General features: G+C 70.1%; 23 protein-coding genes, 1 tRNA gene and 5 pseudogenes. 16 read left to right on the forward strand and 13 right to left on the reverse strand.

Annotated elements, in window-relative coordinates; all coding sequences use genetic code 11:
* Positions 1–33: 33 nt before the first annotated feature.
* The 3 genes from AC3ANK_RS03975 to AC3ANK_RS03985 all read right to left on the reverse strand — a co-directional run bounded on the left by AC3ANK_RS03975 (position 34) and on the right by AC3ANK_RS03985 (position 2,149).
* A complete protein-coding gene (locus tag AC3ANK_RS03975; RefSeq protein WP_484172183.1) occupies positions 34–549 on the reverse strand; it encodes a hypothetical protein in 516 nt (171 codons plus the stop codon).
* Positions 537–1,394 (reverse strand): helix-turn-helix transcriptional regulator, encoded by an 858-nt coding sequence (locus AC3ANK_RS03980; RefSeq protein WP_484172184.1) that lies wholly within the window; start codon positions 1,392–1,394, stop codon positions 537–539. Before AC3ANK_RS03980 ends, AC3ANK_RS03975 begins: the two co-directional genes overlap by 13 nt.
* A 236-nt stretch (positions 1,395–1,630) precedes the next feature.
* On the reverse strand, positions 1,631–2,149 hold the full coding sequence (locus tag AC3ANK_RS03985) for a hypothetical protein (protein WP_206859863.1): 519 nt from the start codon (positions 2,147–2,149) through the stop codon (positions 1,631–1,633).
* A 121-nt stretch (positions 2,150–2,270) separates the two neighbouring features.
* Between AC3ANK_RS03985 and pdxR the strand changes: the two genes are divergently transcribed.
* From pdxR to AC3ANK_RS04025, 8 genes and pseudogenes are all read left to right on the forward strand, one after another.
* Positions 2,271–3,899 (forward strand): MocR-like pyridoxine biosynthesis transcription factor PdxR, encoded by a 1,629-nt coding sequence (gene pdxR, locus AC3ANK_RS03990; RefSeq protein WP_484172185.1) that lies wholly within the window; start codon positions 2,271–2,273, stop codon positions 3,897–3,899.
* 433 nt (positions 3,900–4,332) lie between these two features.
* On the forward strand, positions 4,333–4,887 hold the full coding sequence (sufT, locus tag AC3ANK_RS03995; protein WP_206859861.1) for a putative Fe-S cluster assembly protein SufT: 555 nt from the start codon (positions 4,333–4,335) through the stop codon (positions 4,885–4,887).
* Between the two features lie 503 nt (positions 4,888–5,390).
* Positions 5,391–7,124 (forward strand): annotated as a pseudogene (locus AC3ANK_RS04000) (S8 family peptidase); the annotation flags it as partial.
* A gap of 177 nt (positions 7,125–7,301) precedes the next feature.
* Positions 7,302–7,484: pseudogene (locus AC3ANK_RS04005) on the forward strand (proprotein convertase P-domain-containing protein); the annotation flags it as partial.
* Between the two features lie 213 nt (positions 7,485–7,697).
* Positions 7,698–8,945 (forward strand): annotated as a pseudogene (locus AC3ANK_RS04010) (zinc-dependent metalloprotease); the annotation flags it as partial.
* Between the two features lie 171 nt (positions 8,946–9,116).
* Positions 9,117–9,308, forward strand: coding sequence for a proprotein convertase P-domain-containing protein (locus tag AC3ANK_RS04015; RefSeq protein ID WP_484172834.1), 192 nt, complete (start codon positions 9,117–9,119; stop codon positions 9,306–9,308).
* A 241-nt stretch (positions 9,309–9,549) separates the two neighbouring features.
* Positions 9,550–11,265 (forward strand): annotated as a pseudogene (locus AC3ANK_RS04020) (S8 family peptidase); the annotation flags it as partial.
* A gap of 132 nt (positions 11,266–11,397) precedes the next feature.
* Positions 11,398–11,628 (forward strand): annotated as a pseudogene (locus tag AC3ANK_RS04025) (proprotein convertase P-domain-containing protein); the annotation flags it as partial.
* 48 nt (positions 11,629–11,676) lie between these two features.
* On the opposite strand, the gene AC3ANK_RS04030 reads toward AC3ANK_RS04025, so the two are convergent.
* From AC3ANK_RS04030 to wrbA, 3 genes are all read right to left on the reverse strand, one after another.
* Positions 11,677–12,165: an asparaginase domain-containing protein gene (locus tag AC3ANK_RS04030; RefSeq protein WP_484172186.1), complete on the reverse strand. Its 489-nt coding sequence runs from the start codon at positions 12,163–12,165 to the stop codon at positions 11,677–11,679.
* A gap of 114 nt (positions 12,166–12,279) precedes the next feature.
* Complete coding sequence (locus AC3ANK_RS04035) at positions 12,280–12,609, reverse strand: DUF2069 domain-containing protein (protein ID WP_206859856.1); 330 nt, start codon at positions 12,607–12,609, stop codon at positions 12,280–12,282.
* A complete protein-coding gene (wrbA, locus tag AC3ANK_RS04040) occupies positions 12,606–13,199 on the reverse strand; it encodes an NAD(P)H:quinone oxidoreductase (protein ID WP_484172187.1) in 594 nt (197 codons plus the stop codon). Before wrbA ends, AC3ANK_RS04035 begins: the two co-directional genes overlap by 4 nt.
* Before the next feature lie 231 nt (positions 13,200–13,430).
* On the opposite strand from wrbA, the gene AC3ANK_RS04045 reads away from it, so the two are divergent.
* From AC3ANK_RS04045 to AC3ANK_RS04060, 4 genes are all read left to right on the forward strand, one after another.
* Positions 13,431–14,696, forward strand: a complete 1,266-nt coding sequence (locus AC3ANK_RS04045; RefSeq protein WP_206859854.1) for a YihY family inner membrane protein — start codon at positions 13,431–13,433, stop codon at positions 14,694–14,696.
* A 1-nt stretch (position 14,697) separates the two neighbouring features.
* Entirely contained in the window at positions 14,698–15,327 is a 630-nt protein-coding gene (locus AC3ANK_RS04050; RefSeq protein WP_484172188.1) for a TlpA family protein disulfide reductase, read from the forward strand.
* Positions 15,324–15,593, forward strand: a complete 270-nt coding sequence (locus AC3ANK_RS04055) for an acylphosphatase (RefSeq protein WP_206859852.1) — start codon at positions 15,324–15,326, stop codon at positions 15,591–15,593. The genes AC3ANK_RS04050 and AC3ANK_RS04055 overlap by 4 nt, the downstream gene beginning before the upstream one ends.
* A 325-nt stretch (positions 15,594–15,918) precedes the next feature.
* Positions 15,919–16,071 (forward strand): autotransporter outer membrane beta-barrel domain-containing protein, encoded by a 153-nt coding sequence (locus tag AC3ANK_RS04060; protein ID WP_484172189.1) that lies wholly within the window; start codon positions 15,919–15,921, stop codon positions 16,069–16,071.
* A 1-nt stretch (position 16,072) separates the two neighbouring features.
* Here AC3ANK_RS04060 and ppk2 read toward each other — a convergent pair whose 3' ends face one another.
* The 7 genes from ppk2 to hemA form a co-directional block, all read right to left on the reverse strand.
* On the reverse strand, positions 16,073–16,858 hold the full coding sequence (ppk2, locus tag AC3ANK_RS04065) for a polyphosphate kinase 2 (RefSeq protein WP_484172190.1): 786 nt from the start codon (positions 16,856–16,858) through the stop codon (positions 16,073–16,075).
* Positions 16,858–17,244 (reverse strand): helix-turn-helix domain-containing protein, encoded by a 387-nt coding sequence (locus tag AC3ANK_RS04070; protein WP_484172191.1) that lies wholly within the window; start codon positions 17,242–17,244, stop codon positions 16,858–16,860. Before AC3ANK_RS04070 ends, ppk2 begins: the two co-directional genes overlap by 1 nt.
* Before the next feature lie 66 nt (positions 17,245–17,310).
* Entirely contained in the window at positions 17,311–17,832 is a 522-nt protein-coding gene (gene moaB, locus AC3ANK_RS04075) for a molybdenum cofactor biosynthesis protein B (RefSeq protein WP_484172192.1), read from the reverse strand.
* Between the two features lie 15 nt (positions 17,833–17,847).
* Positions 17,848–19,539 carry an O-linked N-acetylglucosamine transferase, SPINDLY family protein gene (locus tag AC3ANK_RS04080; RefSeq protein ID WP_484172193.1) on the reverse strand — a complete coding sequence of 564 codons (1,692 nt, stop codon included), beginning with the start codon at positions 19,537–19,539 and terminating at the stop codon, positions 17,848–17,850.
* Entirely contained in the window at positions 19,536–19,994 is a 459-nt protein-coding gene (locus tag AC3ANK_RS04085) for an N-acetyltransferase family protein (RefSeq protein WP_484172194.1), read from the reverse strand. The genes AC3ANK_RS04080 and AC3ANK_RS04085 overlap by 4 nt, the downstream gene beginning before the upstream one ends.
* A 152-nt stretch (positions 19,995–20,146) precedes the next feature.
* Positions 20,147–21,232: a peptide chain release factor 1 gene (gene prfA, locus AC3ANK_RS04090; RefSeq protein ID WP_206859845.1), complete on the reverse strand. Its 1,086-nt coding sequence runs from the start codon at positions 21,230–21,232 to the stop codon at positions 20,147–20,149.
* A gap of 59 nt (positions 21,233–21,291) precedes the next feature.
* On the reverse strand, positions 21,292–22,593 hold the full coding sequence (gene hemA / locus AC3ANK_RS04095) for a glutamyl-tRNA reductase (RefSeq protein WP_484172195.1): 1,302 nt from the start codon (positions 22,591–22,593) through the stop codon (positions 21,292–21,294).
* Positions 22,594–22,697: 104 nt separating this feature from the next.
* On the opposite strand from hemA, the gene AC3ANK_RS04100 reads away from it, so the two are divergent.
* The 4 genes from AC3ANK_RS04100 (at position 22,698) to AC3ANK_RS04115 (ending at position 26,001) form a co-directional block, all read left to right on the forward strand.
* A complete protein-coding gene (locus AC3ANK_RS04100) occupies positions 22,698–24,392 on the forward strand; it encodes a tetratricopeptide repeat protein (RefSeq protein WP_484172196.1) in 1,695 nt (564 codons plus the stop codon).
* A complete protein-coding gene (gene lolB / locus AC3ANK_RS04105; RefSeq protein WP_206859842.1) occupies positions 24,389–25,021 on the forward strand; it encodes a lipoprotein insertase outer membrane protein LolB in 633 nt (210 codons plus the stop codon). The genes AC3ANK_RS04100 and lolB overlap by 4 nt, the downstream gene beginning before the upstream one ends.
* Complete coding sequence (gene ispE, locus AC3ANK_RS04110) at positions 25,018–25,911, forward strand: 4-(cytidine 5'-diphospho)-2-C-methyl-D-erythritol kinase (protein ID WP_484172197.1); 894 nt, start codon at positions 25,018–25,020, stop codon at positions 25,909–25,911. The genes lolB and ispE overlap by 4 nt, the downstream gene beginning before the upstream one ends.
* Positions 25,912–25,924: 13 nt before the next feature.
* Positions 25,925–26,001 (forward strand) — tRNA-Gln (locus tag AC3ANK_RS04115).
* The last annotated feature ends 15 nt before the right edge of the window (positions 26,002–26,016 follow it).

Below are 26,016 nucleotides of genomic sequence, written 5' to 3' on the forward strand. Positions count from 1 at the left end.
CCGTGCGGGCGCGCGAGCGAGGGGGAAGTGCGGTCAGGTCGTGGAATCGACGAATGCGTGCGATACCGGTCTTCGCGACCATCGGCCGTCCCAGCCGCGCCGCGCGAACCACGCGCACGGCCAGCCGACGAGCGCGACGTGCGCGATCACGCTGCACACGGTCCACGACACCGGCAAGGTCGCGCTGCGCGGCGACGCCGAGAGCGGCACGACGACGAAGGTCATGAATGCGTACAGCACCAGTCCGTACAGCGCGCCAAGGCGCCACGGGCGGTCGCGCAGCGCCAGGGCGTCGCGCGCCGCCCACGCATACGCCAGGCCCATCATTGCGGCGATGAGGTAATGCAGGGCGAGGCCGAGCATCGCCGTGGTCCATCCGCCGGCATACGCAGCGGTTCCGAGCGCGCCCGCCGCGACGCTCTGGAAGATGCGTTGCGATGCCACGCCATGCAGCGTCCAGAAGCCCGTGGCGTAGAGCATGTCGAGCGTCCCGGCGACCACGCCACCGAGCAGGCCCCAGCCCGCGGCGCGCCGCGTCACGCCGCGCATGCGTCGGTCTCCCCGCGGCGCGCCTGCGTGGCGGTCATGCCGAAGGCGTGCTTGAACGCGCGGCAGAACGCACTCTGGCTTTCGAACCCGAGCCGGTGCGTGATCGTCGCCACCGGCATATCCGTCTCGCGCACGAGTTCCCATGCGCGCGCGTGGCGCAGCCGCGTGAAGTAATCGCTCGGCGTTTCGCCGAACACCGCACGGTGCAGGCGGATGAGGTGGCCGGGCGAGTAGTGAGCGCGCGCGGCGAGCCACGATACGTCGATGGCCGCGTCGTCGTCGGTCTCGACATGGCACTGCATCAGGTGGCGAAGATGCAGCAACCGCAGCAGCGCCTGGCGCCGATGCGCGAGCGTGCGTCCGCGACAGCGCGGCAGGCACGCGGCGACGTCGCGCTGGCGTCCGATCAATGCGGGGATCAGCGATGCCAGCGCCGCGTCGTCATGCGCGAGTCGTTCGATGGCGGCTTGCACGTCGTCGCCCGGATCGCCGCGCCACGGAAGCGGTTCTTCCTCGATGCACGTTGCGTCCGCATGCATGTTCGCGAACGCGTCGTTCCACGTCGCCGGTGCGGCGGTCAACGCGAACCAGCGTGCGTCGCGCGAGGCCTGCATGCACAGCGCGCCGGCACGCCACAGCTGCGCCTGGCCGCCGATCAGCGTCCAGCGTGCGTCCTGCGCCTGCATCGACAGGCGCCCGCGCATCGGCAGCCAGAGCGACGGCCAGGCGGGTGGAAGCTGCAGCGATCCCGCGCCGCCGCCGGCGATGAAATGCCAGCCATCGGCGGCGTGCGCATCGCCGTCGGCTGCGAACGGGCAGGGCATGACGTGTCTGTGCAACGGCATGTCGAAGGTCCAGTCGGCGCAACGCGCCATTGGCCCCACGCTAGTTGCGTTGGTGTGGCGTTTGGAGAACCAATCCGGAGGTGTGGCCAGGGGCCATTTGGACCGCGTCCGCGCCCGAAGCCGCGCTCTTGTAGCCCGGGCAAGCGAAGCGGACGGGGAGCCGTCAAGCGCGAACCGGGCGCAACCGATCGCGTTTGATTACGTTCGAAGGGGAGGGAGCCACCGCTGCGCTTGCGTCAACGCACGCCCCCATACCACCGCCGCGCCATCCACGCCGCAGGAATCCCGATCAGCACCACGTGCGCAAGCAGGCACGCGAGGTTCCAGTCCGGCAGGAAGCGCTTCGGCGGCGCCGCCGAGAACACCGGCACCAGGACGACGTGCAGGAGCACGAACCACGCCGCGCCATACAGCGCGCCCGGCAGCAGCGGACGTTCGCGCAGGACGCGGTGCTCGCGCGCGGCGGCGTGGTAGATCGCAACGATCGCCGACATCAGCACGAAGTACAGCGCCGCGCCGGCGAACGCGGTGATCGCGCCGCCGCCGAACGCCGCCTCGCGGCCCGCGATCCACGCCCACACCGACTGCAGGATCCGCGCCGGCGGGGTGCCTGACTGCGCCCACCAGGCCATCGCGAACAGCATGTCCGCGCTGGCGATGGCCAGGCCGCCGAGCGCGATCCAGGCCCACAGGGCGGGGCGCGAACGGCCCGGGTGAATGCGGGACGAGGCGAAGGGGCGGGCGGTCGCTTTCATCGGCGCTCTCCGGCGGCGGGCGAATGGCCCTATGAGGCCGCGCCGAATTGGCACTGGCAAGGGCCAATCGGGGGCGGTTGAATGGAGCCAATCGCCTTTTGGCGCTTCAGGGAGAGCGGCCATGCACCTCCAGCTCGACGGCCGCGGCCCGCTCCACGCGCAACTGACCCGGGCGCTGAAGAACGCGGTCTTCGCCGGCCGCGTCAGCGAGGGCGCGCGGCTGCCGGCCACGCGCCAGCTCGCCCGCGAGCTCGGGCTTTCGCGCAACACTGTGCTGGCCGCGTACGAACAACTGCGCGCGGAAGGCTTCGTCGATGGCCGCGTCGGTTCGGGCAGCTACGTGACGCCTCCGCTGCAGAACGCGCGACCGCTGCACGCGGTCGATTCGCCGCTGCCGCCGCAATCGCAGTTCGCGCGGCGCGCGCGCATCGTGCACGACCACCTGCGCATTCCCGGTCGCGCGATCCCCGGCGTGCGTTACGCCTTCCAGTACGGCGTGCCGCTGGCGAACCCGGCGCTGACCAGCGCCTGGGCGCGCGAACTCGCGCATGCGGCGGCGTACACCTCGCCGAACTATCCCGCCTCGCAAGGCGTGCCCGCGTTGCGCGAGGCGGTGTGCGATTACCTCGCGCGGCGGCGCGGCATCCAGGCCGAGCCGCAGGACGTGGTGATCGTCGACGGAACGCAGCAGGCCGTCGCGCTCACCGCGCGCGTGCTGCTCGACCCCGGCGACGAGGCGCTGCTGGAGGAGCCGCACTATTCGGCGATGCGCGAGGCACTGCAGATCCACGGCGCGAAAGTGACCACGCTGGCGGTCGACGACAACGGCATGAAGGTCGGCGAACTTCCGGCCACGCCGCCCAAGCTGATCTGCGTCACGCCCTCGCACCAGTTCCCGAGCGGCGCGGTGCTGTCGCTGCCGAGGCGGCTGCAACTGCTGGATTACGCGCGACAGCACGGCAGCTGGATCCTGGAGGACGACTACGACGGCGAATTCCGCTACGACGCGCGTCCGCTCGCCGCGTTGCGCTCGCTCGACGAAGGCGATCGGGTGATCTACGTCGGCACGTTCTCCAAGGCGATGTTCCCGTCGCTGCGGCTGGGTTACCTCGTCGTGCCCGCCGGTCTGCGCGGGGATTTCGTCAATGCGAAGTGGCAGGACGACTTCGGTTCGTGCGGCATCGAACAGGCGGCGCTGGCGCGGTTCATCGTCGATGGCGGCTTCGAACGCCACCTGCGCCGCGCGTGGAAGACGCTGAAGGAGCGCCGCGACGCGCTGCTCGAGGGGTTGCGCCGATGCAGTCGCGGGCGGCTGCAGATCAACGATTCGCACGCCGGCATGCACCTGGTGGTGTGGCTGGTCGATCGCAGCGCGGAAGAGGGGGAGGCGTTCATCGCGCGGGCGCGCAGCCTGGGGCTGGGGCTGTATCCGATCGCGCCGTATTACCGGGCGCCGCCGGATCGCGCGGGGCTGCTGCTGGGGTATTGCGGATTGTCGGTGGGAGAGATCGAACAGGCGGTGGCGTTGTTCGGGCAGTGCCTGGAGGAGTTCTCGTCCCCTCGCGTGCAGCCCTGCGAAAGCGGCCTCAGCGCGACAGCCACGCCGCCACCAGCAACCCCACGCCGATCCACACCGCGTCCATCGCATGGTTCGCCAGCGACACCAGGATCCACGCGTGATGCCAGCCCAGCCGCATCGCCGAATCCCATGGATCCAGCCCCAGCATCGCGCCCAGCTGGGTCGCGGTGATGAACCAGTTCGAGGCGATCACGATGGCGGCGGTCGCGCCGACGCCTGCGAGCATGCGGCCCGGGCCCCGTTGCCAGCCGCCCAGGCGCAGCATCCAGGCGATGTCGAGTGCGCCGAGCACCGCCATCCAGCCCAGCTGGCGCCCCGTGTAGAGGCTCGCGAGCACCCAGACCGCGGCGAAACCGAAGGCGCCCAGCAGCAACAGCAACCACGAGAAGAACGTGGAGCGGCGGGCGGGCAGGGCGGCTGGGGTCATCGAACGCTCTAGCGACGGCAGGCCGCACAGCATAGCCGGCAAGGCCGCGAGACACCGCGCGCACCCATGGACGCCGCACGCGGCACGCTGCGTGTTGTCGCCGGACGGCCCGCGCGAAGGCGCTGCCGGTAGAATGCACGGCCTTGTGCCGGGGTCCGGCACCCCAATCTTCCCGGCATGTATTCCCGCAGCAGCGAACCCGTCCGATTCGAGCGCGATTGCGCCGTCGTCATGGTCCCCCAGGGCGAACAGGTCACCTTGCCGGCCGGCAGCGTCGGCTACATCACCCAGGGCCTGGGCGGCAGCTACACCGTCTTCGTCGAGGGCAACCTGTTCCGCGTCGCCGGCCGCGACGCCGACGCCATCGGCAAGGAACCGCCCGAACCGCTCGAACTCCCCGAAGGCGCCGACGACGACGCCGTCGAGCAGATGGTGTGGCGCCAGCTGCGCACCTGCTTCGACCCGGAGATCCCGATCAACGTCGTGGACCTGGGCCTGGTGTACGAGGCGCGCATCCTGCCGCATCCGGAAAAACCCGGCCGCCGCGTCGAGGTGCGCATGACCCTGACCGCGCCGGCGTGCGGCATGGGCGACATCCTGGTCGCCGACGTGCGCGACAAGCTGGAGATGATCCCGACCGTCGCCGAAGCCGACGTCGAACTGGTCTTCGACCCGCCGTGGAACCGCACGATGATGTCCGAGGCGGCGCGGCTGGAAACCGGGATGTTCTGAGCGGTCGAACCGCGCCTTCACGCCATCCTCATGCTGCATCGCAAGAGCGCCCCGCATCGCGGGGCGTTCGCGTTTGTGGTGTCCACCGGGCGCATCGTCCGTGCCCCCGCCGCTGAACGGTGACGCCATCCACAGAACTCGACTTTGCGCTAACTGTCGCTTCGATGAACGGTGGGGCGTGGGGTAGATGTCGCGTTGAGTTGAAACGCGCCCCGGATTCCAGCCGGACGCGTGACCCCTTCCGGTACCGGGCCGGGCGGGGTGGAAGTCCCGACAGCTGCGCAGGCAGGGGTCACGGGAACAGGGGGCGGGCGACCGCCGGGACCCCGGAGTGCGTGATGCCGGGCTGTCGCAGGTTATGCGGCACCGGGGGTGTCAGCTGGCAGCACGGCCGATCGCCTCGATGCGGCGGCCGCACAAAGGCCGGCCGCACGGCGCTCGCGCGCCGGTAGGCCGGGCTTCCCATCACGCAGTTCCAACTTCGGGGGTTCCACCAGATGTCGATGCACCAGGATGAACGTAGCCGTAGCCGTCGTTTCCGCGCGCATGCGCTTTCGATCGCCACCGCCATCGCCCTGTCGTCCGCGCTCGCCGCGCCGGCGCTCGCGCAGCAGGCGCGTGTCAACCTCTCGGGGCTGGACGCCCAGGCAGGCAGCGATCGCTTCATCGTCAAGTACAGGGACGGCAGCGCGCAGCGCGCCAATGCCGCCTCGTTGCAGAGCGCGTTGAGCACCGCCGCCGCCGTGTCCGGCGGCAAGGCGCTTGGCGTGCGGCACGTGCGCCGCACCGCCACCGGCGCCGACGTCGTGCGCACCGACCGCAAGCTCGACCGCGTCGAAGCCGAATCGCTGATGCGCCAGATCGCGGCCGATCCGGACGTCGAGTACGTCGAGCTCGACAAGCTCAACCGCGCCTATCTCACGCCCAACGACACGCGCTATTCCGAACAGTGGGGCTATTCGGGCACCTACGGCATCAAGGCCAACCAGGCGTGGGACGTGACCAACGGCGCGGGCTCGGTCGTCGCCGTGCTCGACACCGGCATCACCAGCCACAGCGATCTGTCGGCGAACGTGCTGCCGGGTTACGACTTCATCATCGACACCAGCGTGTCGAACGACGGCAACGGCCGCGACAGCGACCCGAGCGATCCGGGCGACTGGGTCAGCGCGAACCAGTGCGGCTTCTCGCACGCCGCGCAGCCGTCGAGCTGGCATGGCACGCACGTGGCCGGCACGATCGCCGCGGTCACCAACAACGCCAAGGGCGTGGCCGGCGTGGCGTACGGCGCGAAGATCGTGCCGGTGCGCGTGCTGGGCACCTGCGGCGGTTACGACTCCGACATCGCCGACGCGATCATCTGGGCCTCCGGCGGCACGGTCAGCGGGGTGCCCGCCAACGCGAACCCGGCCGAGGTGATCAACCTCAGTCTCGGCGGCAGCGGCGCGTGCGGCACGACCACGCAGAGCGCGATCAACAGCGCCGTTTCGCGCGGCACCACGCTGGTGATCGCCGCCGGCAACGACAACACCAACGTGTCGAACGCCTCGCCGGCGAACTGCAACAACGTCATCGCGGTGGCCTCCACCACCAGCACCGGCGCGCGTTCGAGCTTCTCCAACTACGGCTCGCTGATCGACATCGCGGCGCCCGGTTCGAACATCCTGTCCACGCTCAACAGCGGTTCGACCACGCCGGGTTCGGAAACCTACGCCTCGTACAACGGCACCTCGATGGCGACGCCGCACGTGGCGGGCGTGGTCGCGCTGCTGCAGTCGGTGGCGACCACGCCGAAGACGCCGGCGCAGGTGGAATCGCTCATCAAGGCGAACGTCACCGCGTTCCCGTCCACGCCGTCGCAGCAGATCGGTCCGGGCATCCTCAATGCGAAGGCCGTGGTCGACGCCGCCAACGGCACCACGCCGCCGCCGACCGGCACGCTCACCAACGGCGTACCGGTGACCGGCCTGTCGGGCAGTGCGGGCACCGAACTGCGTTACACACTGGTCGTTCCCGCGGGCGCCACCGGGTTGAAGTTCGTCACCACCGGCGGCAGCGGCGATGCCGACCTGTACGTGAAGTTCGGCAGCGCGCCGAGCACGTCCAGCTACGACTGCCGCTCCGAAGGCAGCACCAACGCCGAGACGTGCAACATCGCCACCGCGCAGGCGGGCACCTACCACGTGCTGGTGCGCGGCTATTCGGCGTTCTCCGGGCTGAGCCTCACCGGCAGCTACACCGCCGGCGGTGGCGGCACGCAGACCTACACCAACGGCACCGACTACGCGATCGGCGACAACACCACGGTCGACAGCCCGATCACGGTGTCCGGCCGCAGCGGCAACGCGCCGACGAATGCGTCGGTGACCGTCGCCATCGTGCACACCTACCAGGGCGACCTGAAGGTGGACCTCGTCGCGCCGGACGGCAGCCTCTACAACGTGCACAACCGCAGCGGCGGCAGCGCGGACAACGTCAACAAGACGGTGACGTTCAACCTGTCGAGCGAACCGCTCAACGGCACGTGGAGGCTGCGCGTGAACGACAACGCGGGCGGCGACACCGGGTACATCAACAGCTGGTCGGTCACGTTCTGATCCGCTTCACCGGTTGATCTGTTCCAGGCATGTGCGACACCCGCTCCCGGGCCTCGGGAGCGGGGTTGCCGCGTGGTTTCGAGTCCCTCTCCCCACGGGAGCGGGGTTGGGGTGAGGGGTGACGAAGTGTCGGGCTCGCACTCGCATCGGCACCGCCGCGCCCGCTCGAAATCACGCGGGAAAGGACACCCATCCACGCAGGAGAACGCATCCATGAACCGCAACGCTTCGCTTCGCGCACGGCTGCTGGTCGCGGCCGGCGCACTCGTCGTTTCCGGCGCGGCCTTCGCCGCGCAACCGCTGTTCCTCGGTCCCGCGCAGGTGCAGGCCGGATCGGCCGCCACCGCCGGCCGCCTCGCCGCGCAACCAGCCTCCGCTTCGCTGCGCGCGCTGCGCGCCAACCCGGATGCGGTCGCCGCGCAGAACGCTGAAATCGGCCTTGATCTCGGCCTGAAGAACGTCACGGCCGTGCTCGAGCAGGCGACCGCCAATCCCGACGGCAGCCTCACCTGGATCGGCCACGTGCGCGAGACCGCGAAGTTCCGCACGATGACGGCGCGTGAAGTGCGACATGACGGAAACAACTCGGTGATCCTCGTCCGGCGCGGACAGGGCGTCACCGGCAACGTGCGCGTGAACGGGCAGCTGTACCGCATCCGCCCGCTGCCCGATGGCAGCCACGCGGTGATCGAAGTCAACGAACATGCGATGCCGCCGGATCATCCCGCCGCCTTCCGCGACCTGCCGCAGATCGACATGCAGGCGCGGTCGGGAATGGTGGGCGCGCTGGCGATCGATCCGGGCCCGACCGCGACCATCCGCGTGCTCGTCGTCGCGACCAACGCGGCGGTGTCCGCGTACGGCGGCGACATGCAGGCGCTCGCGCAACTGGCGGTGGCCGAATCGAACCAGGGGTACGTCAACTCCAACGTCGGCATCAACCTGCAACTCGCCGGCTACACCAGCGTGGCCTACAGCGAAGTGGGCATGAGCACCGACCTGTCGCGTTTCCGCGGCACGTCCGACGGCTACATGGACAGCATCCACTCGCTGCGCGACAGCACCGCCGCCGACGTCGCCGTGCTGATCGGCAACGACGGCTCCGCGTGCGGCCTCGCGTCGGGCATCGGTTCCAGCGCGACGACCGCGTTCGCGACCGCTTACTGGGATTGCGCGACGGGCTATTACTCCTTCGCGCACGAGATCGGCCACCTGCAATCGGCGCGGCACGATCCCGCGACCGACCCGAGCACCTCGCCCTACGCCTACGGCCACGGTTATCGCGCGCCGAACAACGCCTGGCGCACGATCATGGCCTACGACTGCAGCGGCGGCTGCCCGCGCCTGAACTACTGGTCGAACCCCGACGTCACCTACGGCGGTGTCGCCATGGGCACGGCGGCCACCAGCCACAACCAGCGCGTGCTGGTGAACACCAAGGCGACGATCGCCGCGTTCCGTGGCGGTACCCCCGGTGGCGGCACGCAGATCTACACGAACGCGACCGACTATCCGATCAACGACAACGCCACCATCGACAGCCCGATCACCGTTTCGGGCCGCACGGGCAACGCGCCGAGCAACGCGTCGGTCAGCGTCAACATCGTGCACACGTACCGGGGCGACCTGAAGGTGGACCTCGTCGCGCCCGACGGCACGCTCTACAACATCAGCAACCGCAGTGGCGGCAGCGCCGACAACCTCGTCGGCACGTACACGAAGAACCTGACCAGCGAGCCGCTCAACGGCACGTGGAAGCTGCGCGTGAACGACAACGCCAACGCCGACACGGGCTACATCAACAGCTGGTCGATCACGTTCTGACGAACACGTCCTGATGAAGCCGGGGCCGGCGGATCGGCTCCGGCAGGCGCGGAACCCGCACGACCTCCTCCCCCTCGTGCGGAATGGAACCCCTCTCCCGCCACGCGGGGGAGGGGCTCCTGGAGGGCCGCGGTGGACATCGCCGCCGCGCGGGATTCTTTCGCATGGAAGGCGTGGCGAAGGCTCGTCGACGATCGGTGCGCGCGCATGCGCGCGTCCCGCTCTCAACGGAACCTCCAACATGTCCCTCCAATCGCACGCCACCCGGCGCGCCCGGCGCCTGTGGGCGCTTTCGTTCGCCGCGCTCGCGGCTTTGACGGGCATCCCGCCCGTCCTCGCACAGGACGCGCGGGTCCACCTGTCCGGCACCGACGTCCCCGCCGGCACCGATCGTTACATCGTCCGATACCGCGACGGCTCCGCGCCGCGGCGCGATGCCGCCGTGCTGCGCTCGACCCTGGGCGCCGCCGCGACGACCACCGGCCGCGCCACGCAACTGCAACCGCTGCGGCGCATGGCGAATGGCGCCGACGTGATCCGTGCCAGCCGCAAGCTCGATCGCGTCGAAGCCGAATCGCTGATGCGCCGCCTCGCGGCCGACCCGGATGTCGAGTACGTCGAAGTCGACAAACTCAACCACGCCCTGCTCACGCCCAACGACACGCGTTATGGCGAGCAGTGGGGTTATGCCGGCGCCTACGGCATCCGTGCGGACCAGGCATGGAATGTCGCCAGCGGCGCCGGCGTCGTGGTTGCCGTGGTCGACTCGGGCATCGTGAATCACAGCGACCTCGGTGCGAACGTGCTGCCGGGGTACGACTTCGTCAGCGATGCGTGGATGGGCAACGATGGCGACGGCCGCGATTCCGATGCACGCGATCCGGGGGACTGGGTCAGGGCAGGCGAATGCGATTACGGAAGCGCGGCGAGCAACTCGCTGTGGCATGGGACGCACGTCGCCGGCACGATCGCGGCGGTCACCCACAACGGCAAGGGCGTGGCGGGTGTCGCGTACGGCGCCAAGATCCTGCCGGTGCGCGTGCTCGGACGCTGCGGCGCCTACGACTCGGACATCGCCGACGGCGTGATCTGGGCGTCCGGCGGCGCGGTGCCCGGCGTGCCGGGCAACACGACGTCCGCCGAGGTCATCAACATCAGCCTGGGCGGACGGAGCGCATGCGGCGTCACGATGCAGAACGCGTTCGACGTCGCTGTCGCGCGCGGCAGCACGGTCGTGGTCGCGGCCGGCAACGAGAACATCGATGCATCGCTGTCGACGCCGTCGAACTGCCGCAACGTCATCGTGGTCGGCGCCAGTACGGCCACCGGCACGCGCGCGTCCTTTTCCAACCACGGCTCGCCGGTGGACGTCGCCGCGCCGGGTGTCGGCATCCTCTCGACGCTCAACGCCGGCCTGACCTCGCCAACGACCGAGTCGTACGCCGCGCTGCACGGCACGTCCATGGCCGCGCCCCACGTCGCGGGTGTGGTCGCGCTGATGCAGTCGGTTTCGCCGATGCCGAAGACACCGGCGCAGATCGAGGCGCTGCTGAAATCCACCGCGACGCCGTTCCCGTCGGCGCCCTCGCAGCCGATCGGCGCGGGCATCGTCAACGCGCGCGCGGCGGTGGAAGCGGTGATGCCGCCGCCGATCGTCGCGCTGGTCAACGGCGTGGCGGTCACCGGACTGTCGGGTGCGAGGCTGGGCGAACGGCTGTTCACGCTGGCCGTGCCTGCGGGTGCCACCGGACTGACGTTCGCCACCAGCGGCGGTACGGGCGACGCCGACCTGTACGTGAAGTTCGGCAGCGCGCCGACCACGACGAGCTACCAGTGCCGCTCGATCCGGTCCGGCAATGCCGAGACGTGCAGCATCGGGGCCGCGCAGGCCGGCACGTACTACGTGCTGGTGCGCGGGTACGCCGCGTACAGCGGAGCCTCGCTGGTGGGCCGCTACACGCCCGCGACGACGAGCGCGCGCAGGACCTACGCGAACGCCACGGAAGTCCCGATCCTCGACCTGCGCACGGTCGAGAGCCCGATCGTGGTGTCCGGTCGCGGCGGCAGGGCGCCCGCCAATGCGTCGGTGTCGATCGACATCGCGCACACGTATCGCGGCGACCTGAAGGTCGACCTCGTCGCTCCCGACGGCACGCCGTTCAACCTGCACAACCGCAGCGGCGGCAGCGCGGACAACCTGGTGAAGACGGTGGAACTCGACCTGTCGAACAAGCCGCTCGACGGCACGTGGCGTCTGCGCGTCTACGATGGCGCGCGGGGCGACACCGGCCGCCTGCGGCAGTGGTCGATCGCGTTCTGATCGGGCGCGTTGCGGGCCGGTGTCGTGCCGGCCCGCATCGCCGATGGCTCAGGCGAGCGGCTCGAAGCGGTTCGCCGCGACATTCTTGCGGACCTGCATCGGGTCCCAGATGCGGCCGTTCATCGCGATGTACACGCCCGGCGGCAGCGACTGCACGGCGCCCACCGCGCAGCCGACGTTGAATTCGGCATCCGAGCCGCGGAATCGCGCCGGACTCAGCGCGCCGGTCAGGACGATGGTCTTGTCCTTGAGGTTCGCCAGCACCTTGGCCGTTTCCACCATCGTGTCGGTGCCGTGCGTGAGCAGCACGTGGCGCGCAGGCTGGGCGGCGATGGTGGCGCGGATCAGCTCGCGGTCCTCGGCGGTGATGTGCAGCGAATCCTTGCGCAGGATCGGGATCACGTTGAACTGGAACGCCACGCCCAGCTCGCGGAGGATGCCGCCGATCTGCGGCTCGCCGATCTGGTAGTCCGACTTGTCGTCGAAGTAGATCTTGTCGATCGTGCCGCCGGTGGTGACGATGCAGAGCTGGTCCATCGAAAGTGCGCGCGGTGGGGATGCGCGCAATTGTAGCCCGGGTGGGCGCAGCGCACCCGGGAGATGCATCCGAAGGCCAACCCGGGTGCGCTGCGCTCACCCGGGCTACAAAAGCTATTTCGTCTTCGCGAAGCGGGCGCGCAGGCCCGGCAGGCTCGCCGAGAAGATGACGACCAGCGCCAGCACGACCTCGGCCAGGGCGAAGCCCCGTTCGGCCGGGCGCGACCAGGCCACCATCACGCCGTGGCTGAACCACGCCAGCCCCAGCACGCCGGCCCAGAACGGGGCGGTGCGCATGCGGCGCAGCACGCCCATGGCGAGCGCGAGCGGCGGGAAGGCGAACACCAGCAGTTCGGCGACGGGCGAGGATTGCGGCGCGAACCAGGCGATGAACACCGCCGCCAGCGCCAGCAGCGCGAGGACCAGTATGTGACGTGCGTTCATACGGCCACCTTCGCGACCAGCGCGGCCAGGCGGCGACCGAGGGCGCGTGCGAGCTGTGCCTCCTCCTCGGTCGGCTGCGGATCGTCGGAACCGCCGGCCACGTGAGAGGCGCCGTAGGGCGTGCCGCCGCTGCGCGTGCTGCTCAGTGCGCTTTCCGTGTACGGAATCCCCATCAGCACGCAGCCGTGGTGCAGCAGCGGCACCATCATCGTCAGCAGCGTGGATTCCTGCCCGCCGTGCATGGTCGCGGTCGAGGTGAACACCGCCGCCGGCTTGCCGACCAGCGTGCCGCTGGTCCATTCGCCGACCAGGCCATCGAGCCAGTACTTCACCGGCGCGGCCATGTTGCCGAAGCGCGTCGGACTGCCAAGCACCAGGCCGGCGCATTCGACCAGGTCGCGCGGTTCGACGTAGGGCGCGCCGTCCTCCGGCACCGGGGGCGCCGCGGATTGCGTCACCGCCGCCACCGGCGGCACCGTGCGGATGCGCGCGGACACGCCCTCGACCTCGCCGATGCCGCGCGCGATCTGCCGCGCCAGCCGCGCCACCGAACCGCCGCGGCTGTAGTAGAGCACCAGGATCTCGGGCATTTCGTCCTCCTAAGCTGGAGGGGAAGGATAGCGGCGGAGGCTGGAAACCGCAGCGTTGCGATGTTGATGGATCTTCGAAGCCGCTGCTTCGTTGGTCCTCACCCAACCCCTTTCCCGCTGGGAGCGCGGCTCGACGATGAGAAGGGCTCAACGATCGGAGAGGGGCTCGGCGGTGGGACAGGGGCTTTGCACTGACCCCGCCGCGTGCCCCCATCGGTTACCCTCCGCCGCATGGAGCCACTGGATTCCCTGTACCGCTGGAGCGAACGCGCGCGCGACCGCGCCCGGGTGGGCACGTTCTTCCGCTTCCTCGCGCGGCGCTTCCTCGAGGACAACCTGTTCCAGGCCGCCGGCGCGCTGGCGTACACGACGGTGTTCGCGCTGGTGCCGCTGTCGATGGTGGTGTTCGGCGTGCTGTCGGCGTTCCCGGTGTTCGGCGAATGGAGCGATCGCCTCAGCGACTACATCTTCTCCAACTTCGTGCCCAGCGCGGCGCGGTCGGTGGAGGCGTACCTCAAGCAGTTCTCGGCGAACGTCGGCCAGCTCACCACCGCCGGCGTGATCGCGCTGGTGGTGTCGCTGCTGATCACCCTCAACGGCGTGGAGGCGGCGTTCAACCGCATCTGGCGGGTGAAGTCGGCACGGCCGCGCATCGGCCGCTTCCTGGTGTACTGGACGGTGCTGACCCTGGGTGCGCTGATCGCCGCGGCGAGCCTGGCGATGTCGGCGAAGTTCTTCGCCATGTCGCTGTTCGAAACGCAGGCCGGTCGGACCCTGCAGACCGCGATGCTCCGGCTCACGCCGATGACGCTGGAGCTGCTCGCCTTCGCCGCGATCTACCGCGTTGTCCCGCACCGCACGATCCACTGGCGCCACGCCTTCGCCGGCGCGGCGCTGGCGGCGGTGCTGTTCGAGATGGTGAAGTGGGGCATCGGCCTGTATCTGGGCAACTTCAATTCCTATTCGAAGATCTACGGCGCGCTCGCGGTGGTGCCGATCTTCCTGCTGTGGATCTACCTGAGCTGGGTGGCGATCCTGCTGGGCGCGTCGCTGGCGTCGTCGATATCCGAGTTCCGCTACCAGCCGGTCGGCATGCGCCTGCCGCTGGGCTTCGAGATCTACGGCCTGCTGCGCCTGCTCGCGCGTTTCAACGAGGCGCGCAGGACCGGGCGCGGCCTGCACAGCGACCAGATCGAAGCGATGGAGCCGATGCTCACCGACGCGCTGGTGCAGCAGATGCTGGCGCAGCTGAACACCATCAACGTCGTGCGCCGCGCCGAGACCGGCGAATGGCTGCTCGCGCGCGACCTGGACGAGCTGTCGCTCGCCGAACTGTACGAAGCCTGCCAGCTGCGCATCCCCGTCACCGAAGCGGTGCTGCCGTGCCGGGACGATTCGCTGGGCCGCTCGGCGATCGCCGCGCTCGACGAACTCCGCCTTCCCCTGCGCGAGCTGCTCAAGCGGCGCGCCTCCTCCATCCACGCCGACGAGGTCTGACATGTCCCGCGCACCCGTGCGTTCCCTTCTTGCCGTCGCATTCGTGATGACGGCGCTCGCCGCCGGCTGCCAGAAGAAACCCGCCGACACCGACCTCGCCGAACCGCAGGCGCCCGACGAAACCGGCGCGCTGACGCTGCCGCAGACGCCGGAACATCCGGTCAGCGAGGGCGGCGCCGAAATACCGAAGCTCACCATCGCCACCGTCGACGGCAAGCAGTTCGACCTGGCCGCACGCCGCGGCAAGTGGGTCGTGGTGAACTTCTGGGCCACGTGGTGCAAGCCGTGCCTGAAGGAGATGCCCGAGCTGTCGGCGCTGGACGCGATGCGCGAACACATCGAAGTCGTCGGCCTCGCCTACGAGGACATCACGCCGGACGACATGAAGGTGTTCCTGAAGCTGCATCCGGTGGTGTACCCGATCGCGGTGGTGGACACGTTCAATCCGCCCGCCGATTTCGCCACGCCGCGCGGCCTGCCGATGACGTACCTCATCGCGCCCGACGGCAAGGTCGCCGACAGGTTCCTCGGCCCGGTCACGGCGAAGGACATCGAATCGGCGATCGCCAGGGCCGGCGGCCCCAAGCCGTTGCAGGAACCGGCCGCGCAAGCGCCGGCGGCGCAGTCGTGAGCGCCGCGCGCTTCGTCGTCAGCGGCAAGGTGCAGGGCGTGTTCTTCCGCGCGTCCACGCGCGACCGCGCGCAGGCGCTCGGCTTGCGCGGTTTCGCGAAGAACCTGGCCGACGGCCGCGTCGAAGTGCTCGCCGCCGGCGACGATGCGGCGATCGACGAACTCGCCGCGTGGCTGCGCGAAGGCCCGCCGATGGCGCGCGTGGACGATCTGGAGCGCCTGCCGGCGCGCGAGGACGAGGCGGGGCAGGGTTTCTCGGCGGTGTGAGACATCCGCTTCACGAAGCGTAACGAACGCGCTGGACCTGGCTCGACGTTGTGACGGCGCCTTTCATCGGACCTGCCGGAGACTGGCCCGCGCGTGGACGATTTCGAGGGCGACGACATCGCTGCGCAGGTGCGCTTCCGCGACGCCGAATCGCTGGCGGCGCGCCTCGGCCTGCACTGGGCGCGCGACCAGCGGCTGGAGCCGACACCCGCGGCGCGCCGCGTCTCATGCGCGGCTGGCTGCGTGCGAACGGGCACGAGTTCAAGGGCGAGCCGCGAACGGTGTTCGCCTCGGGCCATGGCGACCTGCCGTATTCCAGGCCGACGTGTCGGGCACGTGGTGGCAGTTGAACGCGGGCGGGACGCGCCAGTTCGGCGGCAACACGGCGCGGTACGCGAACCCCGGCTACCAGCGCAGTTTCGCCGGCAACCGCTTCGATGCGCGGGACGGGAAGCCGGGCGTGCGCTGGAACTGGTGAATCAGTCCTCGTCCGGCTCGACCGGCTCGATGGGTTCGATCACCGTGTAGCGCTCCTTCCTCAACTTGCGCTCCAGCGGCGGGAATTCGATGCAGTGCTCCGGCACGCGCTTGTCGGGAATGCGCGAGAGCAGGTCGCGGATCAAGGTCAGCCGGCCGCGCCGCTGGTCGTTGAACTCCACCAGCGTCCACGGTGCGTGCTGCGTGTGGGTGGCCTTGAGCATGGCCTCGCGCGCCTTCGTGTACTCCTCGTAGCGTTCGCGCGAGGCGACGTCGATGGGCGAGAGCTTCCAGCGCTTGAGCGGGTCTTCCTGCCTTTCGGCGAAGCGTTCTTCCTGCCTGGCCTGGTCGCAGCACAGCCAGTACTTGAACAGCAGCACGCCGTCGTCGACCAGCAGCTGCTCGAACACCGGCGCCTGGCGCAGGAACGTGCGCACCTGTTCGGCGTCGGCGTAGCCCATGACCTGCTCCACGCCGGCGCGGTTGTACCAGCTGCGGTCGAACAGCGCGATCTCGCCCGCGGCCGGCAGGTGCGGCACGTAACGCTGGAAATACCACTGCGTCTGTTCGCGATCGGCCGGCTTGGGCAGCGCGACGATGCGGCACTGGCGCGGGTTGAGGTGTTCGGCGATCGCGTCGATCGCGCCGCCCTTGCCGGCGGTGTCGCGGCCTTCGAACAGCACCACCAGCCGCTTGCCGGTATCGGCGAGCCAGCGCGCCATTTCCACTAGTTCGATCTGCAGCGGTTCCAGCGCCGCCTTGTAGTCCTTGCGCTTGAGCTTGCCCATCACGATGCGCTCCGGTTGCGCGCGCGCGATGCGACCGCGTTCTTCGGCTTCGATGCGCCGCGCCGGCGCGTGCCGGCCATGCTGCGCGCGACTTCGAGCAGGGCGCCCCGCTGGCGCGTGTCGAGCGCGCGATATGCGGCGAGCAGGTCGTGTTCGCCCTGTGTGCGCGCGGGGTCGAGCGTGCTCGCCAGTTCCGCGAGCAACGCGCCGGCCGGCACGCCGAAGGCGCGTGCGAGTGCGTCGAGCTGTTCGCGTCCGGGAAGCCTGTCGCCGCGCAGCCACGCGCTCACCGTCGCCGCGCCGGCGCGCGGGATCGCGGTGGCGATGTCGGCGGCGCTCATGCCGCTGGCCTTGGCGAGCAATCGCAGGGTGGTGTCCAGCGGCATGTCTGACTCCAACGCGGGAAGGAACTGCGCCGAACCAAGGATCCGGAGACCGTGGTGACGCGCGCGTCAGCGCTCGCGCAGGCGCGGGCGCAGCGTGGCGAGGTTGCAGGGCTTCGTGCGCGAATCCAGCTGCGTGCGGATGATCTTCTCCCACGCCGTGCGGCATGCCGACGTCGAACCCGGCAATGCGAACACGAACGTGCCGTTCGCCAGTCCGGCGAAGGCGCGCGACTGCAGCGTCGAGGTGCCGATCTCCTCGAAGCTCACCGCGCGGAACAATTCGCCGAAGCCGTCCATCTGCTTGTCGAGCAGCGGCAGCAGCGCTTCGGGCGTGGAGTCGCGGCCGGTGAAGCCGGTGCCGCCGGTGACCAGCACCCCGTCCACGTTCTCGTCGGCGATCCAGCGCGAGACGACCGCGCGCAACTGGTAGCGGTCGTCCTTCAGCAGGGCGCGCTCGGTGAGGCGATGGCCGGCGTCGGTGAGCGACTGCACGAGGTAATCGCCGGAACTGTCCTCGGCGGGCGTGCGCGTGTCGGACACGGTCAGCACGCACAGGTTGAGCGGAATGAGATCGGCGGTGGCGGTCATGGGGGGAGCGTACTCCTACGCAACAGGGGATCGCGCCATGCGTTGCACGGCGTCGGTGAAATCGCGGGCGAAGCCGGTCATGTCGAACAGGCCGCTGTCGCTGCGACGCCGTGCGAGTTCCGCACGCAGCGCACGCAGCGCCGCCGGATCGCGCGCCAGTTGGATGCCGCGCGCGACGAAGGCTTCATCGGTATCGACGTTCATCCCGGCCATGCCCAGATGATGGTTCAGGCTGCCGGCGACGCGCGCGGCGAACGTGTCGCCGGGGCGCGTCAGCACGGGACAGCCGGCCCACAGCGCGTCGGAAGCGGTGGTGTGGGCGTTGTACGGTTCGGTGTCGAGGAACAGGTCGGCATGCTGCAAGCGCGCCATGTACGCGGCGTGCGGCTGCTTGGGCATGAAGACCAGGCGTTGTGGATCGACGCCGTTCGCCTGCGCCGCCGCGCGCAGCCGCGCATCGGCGTGGCCCGGGCCGGACAGCAGCCACAGCACGCTTCCCGGCGCATCGCGCAATATCGTGAACGCACGCGCCATGCTGCGCGGGTTGAGCTTGTAGCTGTTGTTGAAGCAGCACAGCACGATCGCGTCCTCGGGCAGCCCGCATTCGGCGCGCGAAGGCGGCGGCGGGATCGCGCGCGTCGTGTCGGAAGGCTGGAAGCAGCGCGGCAGGCGGACCACCTGTTCGCTGAAGGCGCTTTCCATCGATTCGGGCAGCACGAAGCCGTCGGCCAGCACGAAGTCGATCCACGGCGCGCCCGAGGTGCCGGGATACGCGAGCCAGTTCACCTGCACGCGCGCGGGCCGCATCGCCAGCACTTCCGGCGTGCCGCCGCCGCCCCAGCCGCGCAGGTCGAACAGCACGTCGATGCCGGCATCGCGAATGCGCTGCGCGACGCGCGCGTGCGGTTGCTGCGATACGTCGTGCAGCACGTGCGCCGCTGCGTGCAGGCGCGTGCGGATCGGGCTGCGATCGTCGGCGTCCAGTGCGAACAGGTGGAGGTCGAGTTCGTCGAGCGCGCGCAATCGCTCGAACATCGCCGCCGTCAGCAGGCCGGTCGGATGCGCGCCGAAGCCGTTGGACAGGAAACCCACGCGCAGACGGCCGTGCGTGCGCGGCGGCGCGGGTGGCATCGGGCGGATCTGCCGCGACAGTACGACGGCGCGAAGGCGCGCGCAGCGCAGCTGTTCGGCGGCGCTCACGTCCTCGCTGAGGAAGGCGAACGGTTCCACCGACGCCGTGCCGTCGTTCACCGCCGCGCGCACCTGCATCGCGAGCGTGTCCAGGTCGCGCCAGTCGCACAGCTTGCGTCGCCACGCGAGCAGGTAGGCGGCGATCTGCGGTTCCTGCGGCGCCAGTGCGTGCGCGCGCGCATATGCTTCGGACGCGGCTTCGGCTTCACCGGTGTCCTCCAGCGCATGGCCGAGCCACACCGCGATGCCGGGATGGTCCGGCGCATTGTTCGCGGCCGCGCGCAGGCTGGCGACGGCGTCCTCTCGGTGTCCCTGCATCCACTGCGCGCGGCCCAGGCGCGCTAGCGCTTCCGGATGCCCCGGCCGCAGCGCCAGCGCGCGCCGCGCCGCGGTTTCGCCGGCCACCGCGTCGCCGCGATCGAGTTCGTGTTCGGCCAGCAGGATCCACGCGTATCCGTCGGCCGGATTGCGCTCCAGTGCGCGACGCAACTCGATGCGCGGATCGGCGTGGTTCATTGGCGCCCGTTCGCGAACGACAGGCCGTACCACTGCGTGTCCGCTTCCTCCCATCCGGCGGCGCGATAAAGCGCGCGTGCGGTGGCGTTGTCGCGCGTGGTTTCCAGGGTGATGCCGGCGGCACCGTCGGCGCGGGCGAAATCCGTCGCGGCGTCGAGCAGCGCGCGGCCGGCGCCGATACGGCGTGCATCGGCATCGACGTAGAGGTCGTTGAGGATCCACAACCGCCCGGTGCGGACCGAAGAGAACATCGGATAGAGCTGGGTGAAGCCGACCGCGCGTTCGCCATCGCGTGCGATGAGGATGACCGATTCGCCGGCGCGCAGGCGCGCTTCGAGGAAGGCGCGGCCACGCGCTTCGTCCGAGGGCTGCGCGTAGAAGCGGCGGTAGGCGTCGAACAGCGGTACGACGTCGTCGAGGTCGTCCAGCGTGGCGCGTGCGATCGCGAGGGGCATGGGGCGGGTCCGTGCTCGGGTGCTGCGATTGTAGCTGTGCTCCCTTCGGCACACGCGCAGCGCGGTAGCGCACGGGGGCGCGAACACTTCGGCTCCGTTGTTGTCACTCAAGCCCGCCCCTCTCGCGGTGGGAGGGGGCTCAAAGCGCAGCGTCAGCCTTCCTGCGTCAAACGCGCCAGCTCGTCCGCCTGGTGCTCGTGCTGGAGGCGCGCGACGAGTTCGTCCAGGTCGCCCTGGATGACGTTGGGCAGGTCGTAAAGCGTGAGGCCTTCGACGCGGTGGTCGGTGATGCGGCCCTGCGGGAAGTTGTAGGTACGGATGCGCTGGCTGCGGTCGCCGCTGCCGACCTGCAGTTTGCGCATCGAGGCCTGCGCCGCCGCGGCCTTCGCGGCCTGCGCTTCGGCCAGCATCGCGGCCAGGCGTTTCATCGCCTTGTCGCGGTTGGCGTGCTGGCTGCGTTCGGTCTGGCTCTCGACCACTATGCCGCTGGGCACGTGGGTGATGCGGATCGCCGACTCGGTCTTGTTGACGTGCTGGCCGCCCGCGCCGCTGGAGCGGAACGTGTCCACCTTCAGGTCGGCGGGGTTGATCTCGATGGGATCGCCTTCGGCTTCCAGCGGAATGATGGCCACCGTCGCCGCCGAGGTGTGGATGCGGCCCTGCGATTCGGTTTCCGGCACGCGCTGCACGCGGTGCGTGCCGGATTCGAACTTCAGCCGGGAATACGCGCCGCGGCCTTCCACTCGCGCGATGACTTCCTTGAAGCCGCCGTGTTCGCCGGGGCTGGCCGATTCGATCTCGACCTTCCAGCCCTGCCGCTCGGCGTAGCGCGCGTACATGCGGAACAGGTCGCCGGCGAAGATGGCCGCCTCGTCGCCGCCGGTGCCGGCGCGTACTTCCAGGTACAGGTCGCCTTCGTCGCGCGGGTCCTTGGGGATCAGGTGCGCGAGCAGTTCGGCGTCCAGGCGCTCCAGGCGTTCCTGTGCGGCGGCGATTTCGTCGGCGGCGAGTTCCGCCAGTTCGGGGTCCTCGCGCATCGCCTGCGCGGCGGCGAGGTCGTCCTTCGCCTGCGCTTCGGCCTTCAGCGCGTTCGCGACCGGTTCCAGCTGGGCGAATTCGCGCGAGAAGCGGCGGAAACGGTCCGCGTCGCCGATGACGTCGGCGTCGGAGAGCAGGCGTTCGAGTTCGTCGCGGCGTTCGGCGAGTGCTTCGAGTTTGCGGCGCAGGCTGGGCGTCATGGGGCGAGCAACGAGTGTGGAGGAGCGGGAAACGGGTACAGGCCGCGACATGAAGGTCGCTAGGCTTCCCGTTCGCCGCCCTCGTCCACTCGTATCTCGTTCCTGTCCACTCGTTCCTCGCTCTGCGCGAAGAGTTTCTCCGCCGCGCGCGCGAGTTCCGCATTGCCGGTCAGTGCGGCTTCGCGCAACGCGATCGTCGGCGCGTGCAGCAGGCGGTTGGTGAGCGTGTGCGCGAGGAAGTTCAGCACGTCCTCCGGCGCCTGCCCGGCGGCGAGCTGCTGCTGCGCGCGCGCCAGCACGTCGGCCTTGGCGGCTTCGCCGTGCGCGCGCAGGCGCTTGAGCGGCTCGGTGCGCGTGCTGGCGGCCATGGTTTCGGTGAAGCGCGCGACCTGCAGTTCGACGATCGCTTCGGCTTCCGTCGCGGCTTCGCGGCGGCTGCGGCGGTTGTCCTCGATGGCGCGTTCCAGGTCGTCCACCGTGTAGAGGAACACGTCCTTGAGCTCGGCCACGTCGGGTGCGATGTCGCGCGGCACGGCAAGGTCGAGCAGCAGCATCGGCCGATGCTTGCGCGTGGCAAGCGCGGCGGCGACCTGCGGGCGCTGCAGGATCGGATCGCGGCTGGCGGTGGCGGAAATCACCACGTCGGCCTCGCCGAGATGCTTGTCGATCTCGCTCAGCGGCAGCGCGAAGCCGCCGTGGCGGCTGGCGAGTTCCTGCGCGTGCGCGAGCGTGCGGTTGGCGACGAGAAGACGTTTGGCGCGCGCCTGCACGAGGTGGCGCGCGGCGAGTTCGACGGTTTCGCCGGCGCCGATCATCAGCACCGTGGAGTCTTCGAGCCGGGCGAACGACTCCTGCGCCAGACGCACGGCCGCCGAGGCCACCGACACCGGATTGGCGCCGATGCGCGTGTCGGTGCGCGCGCGCTTGGCGGTGGTGAAGGCGTGCTGGAACAGGCGGTCGAGCTGGCTGCCGAGCGTGCCGGCGTGGCGCGCGGTGGCCCACGCGTCCTTCACCTGGCCGAGGATCTGCGGTTCGCCGAGCACGAGCGAGTCGAGGCCCGTCGCCACCCGGAACAGATGGCGCACGGCATCGGCGTCGCGATGGCGGTAGAGATAGGCGTGCAGATCGCCGACGTCGTCCGGATGCGTCGCCAGCCAGTCGGCCAGCGCCTGTCCGTCGTCGTTGGACACCGCGTAGAGCTCGGTCCGGTTGCAGGTGGAGAGCAGGGCGACTTCCTGCACCTGCGGCAGCGTCTTCAGGGCATCCAGCGCGGCCGGCACCGTATCGGCCGAGAACGCCACGCGCTCGCGCAGGCTGACCGGCGCGGTCTGGTGGTTGATGCCTAGTACGAACAAACTCATTGACGCCGGACTCTCGTTCAGGTGCTTGCGATAAGCTGCTGGCTACCCGGAGGCCGACATTCTACCGGCCCCGTCCCGTCCCGGCTTCCCTCAGGCCCGTTCGAATGCCCGCTGGCTCGCGCACGCACTGTTTCGCTCCCGTCACGTTCGCCCTCATCGCCGCGTTCGCCCTCACGCCCCTGTGGGCGGCCGAGAAGGAGCCGCCGGCACCGGCCGATCCGACCGGCGCCTCGCTGGAATCGCTGCTCGCGGGCGAATTCGCGCTGCAGTCCGGCCGTCTGGACGACGCCGCGCAGGCGTACCTGGACGCGGCGCGACAGGCAGACGACGTCGCGCTGGCCGAGCGCGCGACGCGCATCGCGCTGCTCGCCAAGGACGACAAGCGCGCCGCGCAGGCGCTGGACCTGTGGCGCCAGCAGGGCGGCGAGGGGCTGAGCCTGACCGCCGCCGAGGCCGTGCTGGCGATCCGCCGCGGCAACGAGCGCGAAGCCCGCAAGCACCTGACCGCGCTGCTGCAATCGCCGGGCGACGCCGGCTGGCGCCAGGTGCTGGGCGTGCTGTCGGGCGGAGCGCGCGATCCGAAGCAGGCGGCGCGGCTGCTGGAGAAGCTCGTCGACGGCGGGCGTATTCCCGACAAGCTGCAGGCGTGGCTGGCATTCGGCGGGCTGGCGCAGGCGCTGGAGCAGCCGGAGTTGGTCGAGCGCATCGTCGCCGAGGTCGTCGAGCGTTTCCCCGGCGAGGCGCGCGTCGGCCTGCTGCGCGCAAGCCAGCTGCGCGAGGCCGGCAAGACCGATGAGGCCCGCGAGCTGCTGGCCTCCCTCACCGGCCAGGCCGGCGACGATGCCGACCTGCGTCGCGCGATCGCCGACGAATACCACCGCCTGGGCGACTACAACGCGGCCGAGAACGTGCTCGCCAAGGGCCCGCAGGACGACCAGACCTTCGCGTTGCGCGCGGCGCTGCTCGCGCAGGCCGAGGACAAGACCGCGCTCGGCCGGCTGTACGACGAACTGCGTACGCGTTCGAGCGACCCCGATCCGCAGCGTCGCCTGCTGCTGGGGCAGATCGCCGAATTCCTCGAGCACAACGACGAGGCGCTCGCCTGGTATCGCGGCGTGCCAGGCGGCGACCAGCGCTGGTCTGCGCGGCTGCGCGCGGCGAACGTGCTGCACGAACTCAAGCGGGGCGACGAGGCCTACAAGTCGCTGCGCGAGCTGCAGGCCGACGCGGCGGCCGACGACGAAGCGCGCCGCGATGCCTACCTGCTGGAAGCTTCCCTGCGCGACAAGGACGACGACGCCACGGGCGAAATGGAAGCGTACGCGCGCGGACTGGCGGCCTTCCCGGACGATCCGGAAATCCTCTACGCACGCGGGCTGAGCTGGGAGCGCCGCGACGACATCCCGCGCGCCGAGGCCGACCTTCGCAAGATCCTGGTCGCCGAACCCGACAACGTGGCCGCGCTAAACGCGCTGGGCTACACGCTGGCCGATCGCACCACGCGCTACCAGGAAGCGCTGCAGCTGATCGAGCGCGCGCGCACCGCCGAGCCGGACAACGCCGCGATCATCGACAGCTACGGCTGGGTGCTCTATCGCCTGGGCCGCAAGGAGGAAGCGCTGGTCGAGCTGCGCCGCGCGCTGACCTTGCAGAAGGATGCGGAAATCGCCTCGCACCTGGCGGAGGTCCTGTGGGAGCTCGGCCGCAGGGACGAGGCGCGCAAGGTTTTCGAGCAGGCGCGCAAGATCGATCCGGACAACCGTGCGCTCAAGCGCGCGCTGGAGAAGACCGGCGCATGAAGGCGATCCACGCGTTCCTCGCGCCGGCGATGCTGGCGCTGACCCTCGCGGGTTGCGTCTCGCAGCCGACGCGCGCGCCGCAGGTACCGGTCGATGCCGCGAACGCGCGGGCGCAGGACGAACGTCGCGCGGCGCTGACGGACTGGTCGCTGTCCGGGCGCATCGCAGTGTCGAACGGCAAGCAGGGCGGGAGCGGGCGCATCGACTGGCAGCAAACGGGCGATCGCTACACGATGTCGCTGGGCGCGCCGGTGACGCGGCAGAGCTGGCGCCTGAGCGGCGATGCCGGCGGCGGCCGGCTCGAAGGCATCGAAGGCGGGCCGCGCGAGGCGGCCGACGTCGAGGCCATGCTGCGCGAGACCACCGGCTGGAACATTCCCGTGCGCGCGATGGCCGATTGGGTCCGCGGCGTGGGCGCGGACGCCGGGCGCTTCGGCGAGGCGCGCGTCGTCTACGGCGAAGGCGACCGCCCGGTGCGCCTGACCCAGGCTGGCTGGACCATCGACTACACGCAGTGGCAGCCGGATGTCGCAAGCGGACCGGTCCTGCCTGCCCGCCTGACCGCGACGCAGGGCGAGGCGAAGGTCCGCCTGATCGTCGACCAGTGGACGCCCGGCGCGACGCCATGACCGGGATTGCACCGACTCCGGCGTGGACCCTCTGGCCCGCGCCGGCCAAGCTGAACCTGTTCCTGCGGATCACCGGTCGGCGCGACGACGGCTATCACCTGCTGCAGACGGTGTTCCGGATCCTCGAATGGGGCGACACCGTGCGGTTGCGGGTTCGCGATGACGGGCAGATCCGGCGGCATGGGCCCTCCGTGTCGGGGGTCGAGGAGGCCGACGACCTGACGGTACGTGCGGCCAAGCTGCTGCAATCGGCTGCGAACTGCATCCAAGGTGCCGACATCATCATCGACAAGCGGATTCCGGCAGGGGGCGGTTTCGGCGGTGGCTCGTCGGACGCCGCATCGGTGCTGGTCGGGCTGGATGCGCTCTGGGGCACAGGGCTGGGCACCGACCGGCTCGCCGAGCTGGGCCTGAAACTCGGTGCCGACGTTCCCGTCTTCGTGCGCGGTGAGAACGCGTGGGCCGAGGGGGTGGGGGAGCGGCTTTCGCCGGTCGAACTGCCACCAGCCTGGTATGTCCTGGCCGACCCCGGCGTGCACGCGCCGACGGCGACTTTGTTCAAAGCCCCTGAATTGACGCGTGATGCCCCGGCCGCGACAATATCGGACTTCGTTTCGGGTGGGCCGCTCGGGAATGCGTTCGAGCCGGTATTGCGCGCGCGCGAGCCAGCCGTCGAGGCTGTCTTTGCTGCGCTGTCGCGGATCGGCTCGCCACGCCTGACCGGTTCCGGCAGCGGGTGCTTCGTCGAATTCGCCACGCGCGAAGCCGCCGAGGCGGCGCTGGCCGCATTGCCGACCGGGCTTCGCGCCTGGGTGGCGGAAGGGGCGCACGCCTCGCCGCTGCACCGTGCACTGGCGGACTGGACGAAACAGGCAACACCGGCGCCCTGACGGGCTCCACTGCAGGGGCGTCGCCAAGTGGCCCAAGGCACCGGGTTTTGATCCCGGCATCCGTAGGTTCGAATCCTACCGCCCCTGCCAACTCCATCCGGAACC

The sequence above is a fragment of the Lysobacter sp. SCRH-1R genome (assembly GCF_057747855.1).

Coding starts and splice junctions, on each gene's coding strand:
- AC3ANK_RS04085 (WP_484172194.1), bottom strand. CDS start 19,994: ATGCCCCTCGCGATCGCACGCGCCACGCTGGACGACCTCGACGACGTC.
- AC3ANK_RS03975 (WP_484172183.1), bottom strand. CDS start 549: ATGCGCGGCGTGACGCGGCGCGCCGCGGGCTGGGGCCTGCTCGGTGGC.
- prfA (WP_206859845.1), bottom strand. CDS start 21,232: ATGACGCCCAGCCTGCGCCGCAAACTCGAAGCACTCGCCGAACGCCGC.
- pdxR (WP_484172185.1), top strand. CDS start 2,271: ATGCACCTCCAGCTCGACGGCCGCGGCCCGCTCCACGCGCAACTGACC.
- wrbA (WP_484172187.1), bottom strand. CDS start 13,199: ATGCCCGAGATCCTGGTGCTCTACTACAGCCGCGGCGGTTCGGTGGCG.
- AC3ANK_RS04080 (WP_484172193.1), bottom strand. CDS start 19,539: ATGAACCACGCCGATCCGCGCATCGAGTTGCGTCGCGCACTGGAGCGC.
- ppk2 (WP_484172190.1), bottom strand. CDS start 16,858: ATGGGCAAGCTCAAGCGCAAGGACTACAAGGCGGCGCTGGAACCGCTG.
- AC3ANK_RS04100 (WP_484172196.1), top strand. CDS start 22,698: ATGCCCGCTGGCTCGCGCACGCACTGTTTCGCTCCCGTCACGTTCGCC.
- AC3ANK_RS04050 (WP_484172188.1), top strand. CDS start 14,698: ATGTCCCGCGCACCCGTGCGTTCCCTTCTTGCCGTCGCATTCGTGATG.
- AC3ANK_RS03985 (WP_206859863.1), bottom strand. CDS start 2,149: ATGAAAGCGACCGCCCGCCCCTTCGCCTCGTCCCGCATTCACCCGGGC.
- sufT (WP_206859861.1), top strand. CDS start 4,333: ATGTATTCCCGCAGCAGCGAACCCGTCCGATTCGAGCGCGATTGCGCC.
- AC3ANK_RS04045 (WP_206859854.1), top strand. CDS start 13,431: ATGGAGCCACTGGATTCCCTGTACCGCTGGAGCGAACGCGCGCGCGAC.
- AC3ANK_RS04070 (WP_484172191.1), bottom strand. CDS start 17,244: ATGCCGCTGGACACCACCCTGCGATTGCTCGCCAAGGCCAGCGGCATG.
- moaB (WP_484172192.1), bottom strand. CDS start 17,832: ATGACCGCCACCGCCGATCTCATTCCGCTCAACCTGTGCGTGCTGACC.
- AC3ANK_RS03980 (WP_484172184.1), bottom strand. CDS start 1,394: ATGCCGTTGCACAGACACGTCATGCCCTGCCCGTTCGCAGCCGACGGC.
- hemA (WP_484172195.1), bottom strand. CDS start 22,593: ATGAGTTTGTTCGTACTAGGCATCAACCACCAGACCGCGCCGGTCAGC.
- AC3ANK_RS04030 (WP_484172186.1), bottom strand. CDS start 12,165: ATGGACCAGCTCTGCATCGTCACCACCGGCGGCACGATCGACAAGATC.
- AC3ANK_RS04035 (WP_206859856.1), bottom strand. CDS start 12,609: ATGAACGCACGTCACATACTGGTCCTCGCGCTGCTGGCGCTGGCGGCG.
- lolB (WP_206859842.1), top strand. CDS start 24,389: ATGAAGGCGATCCACGCGTTCCTCGCGCCGGCGATGCTGGCGCTGACC.
- ispE (WP_484172197.1), top strand. CDS start 25,018: ATGACCGGGATTGCACCGACTCCGGCGTGGACCCTCTGGCCCGCGCCG.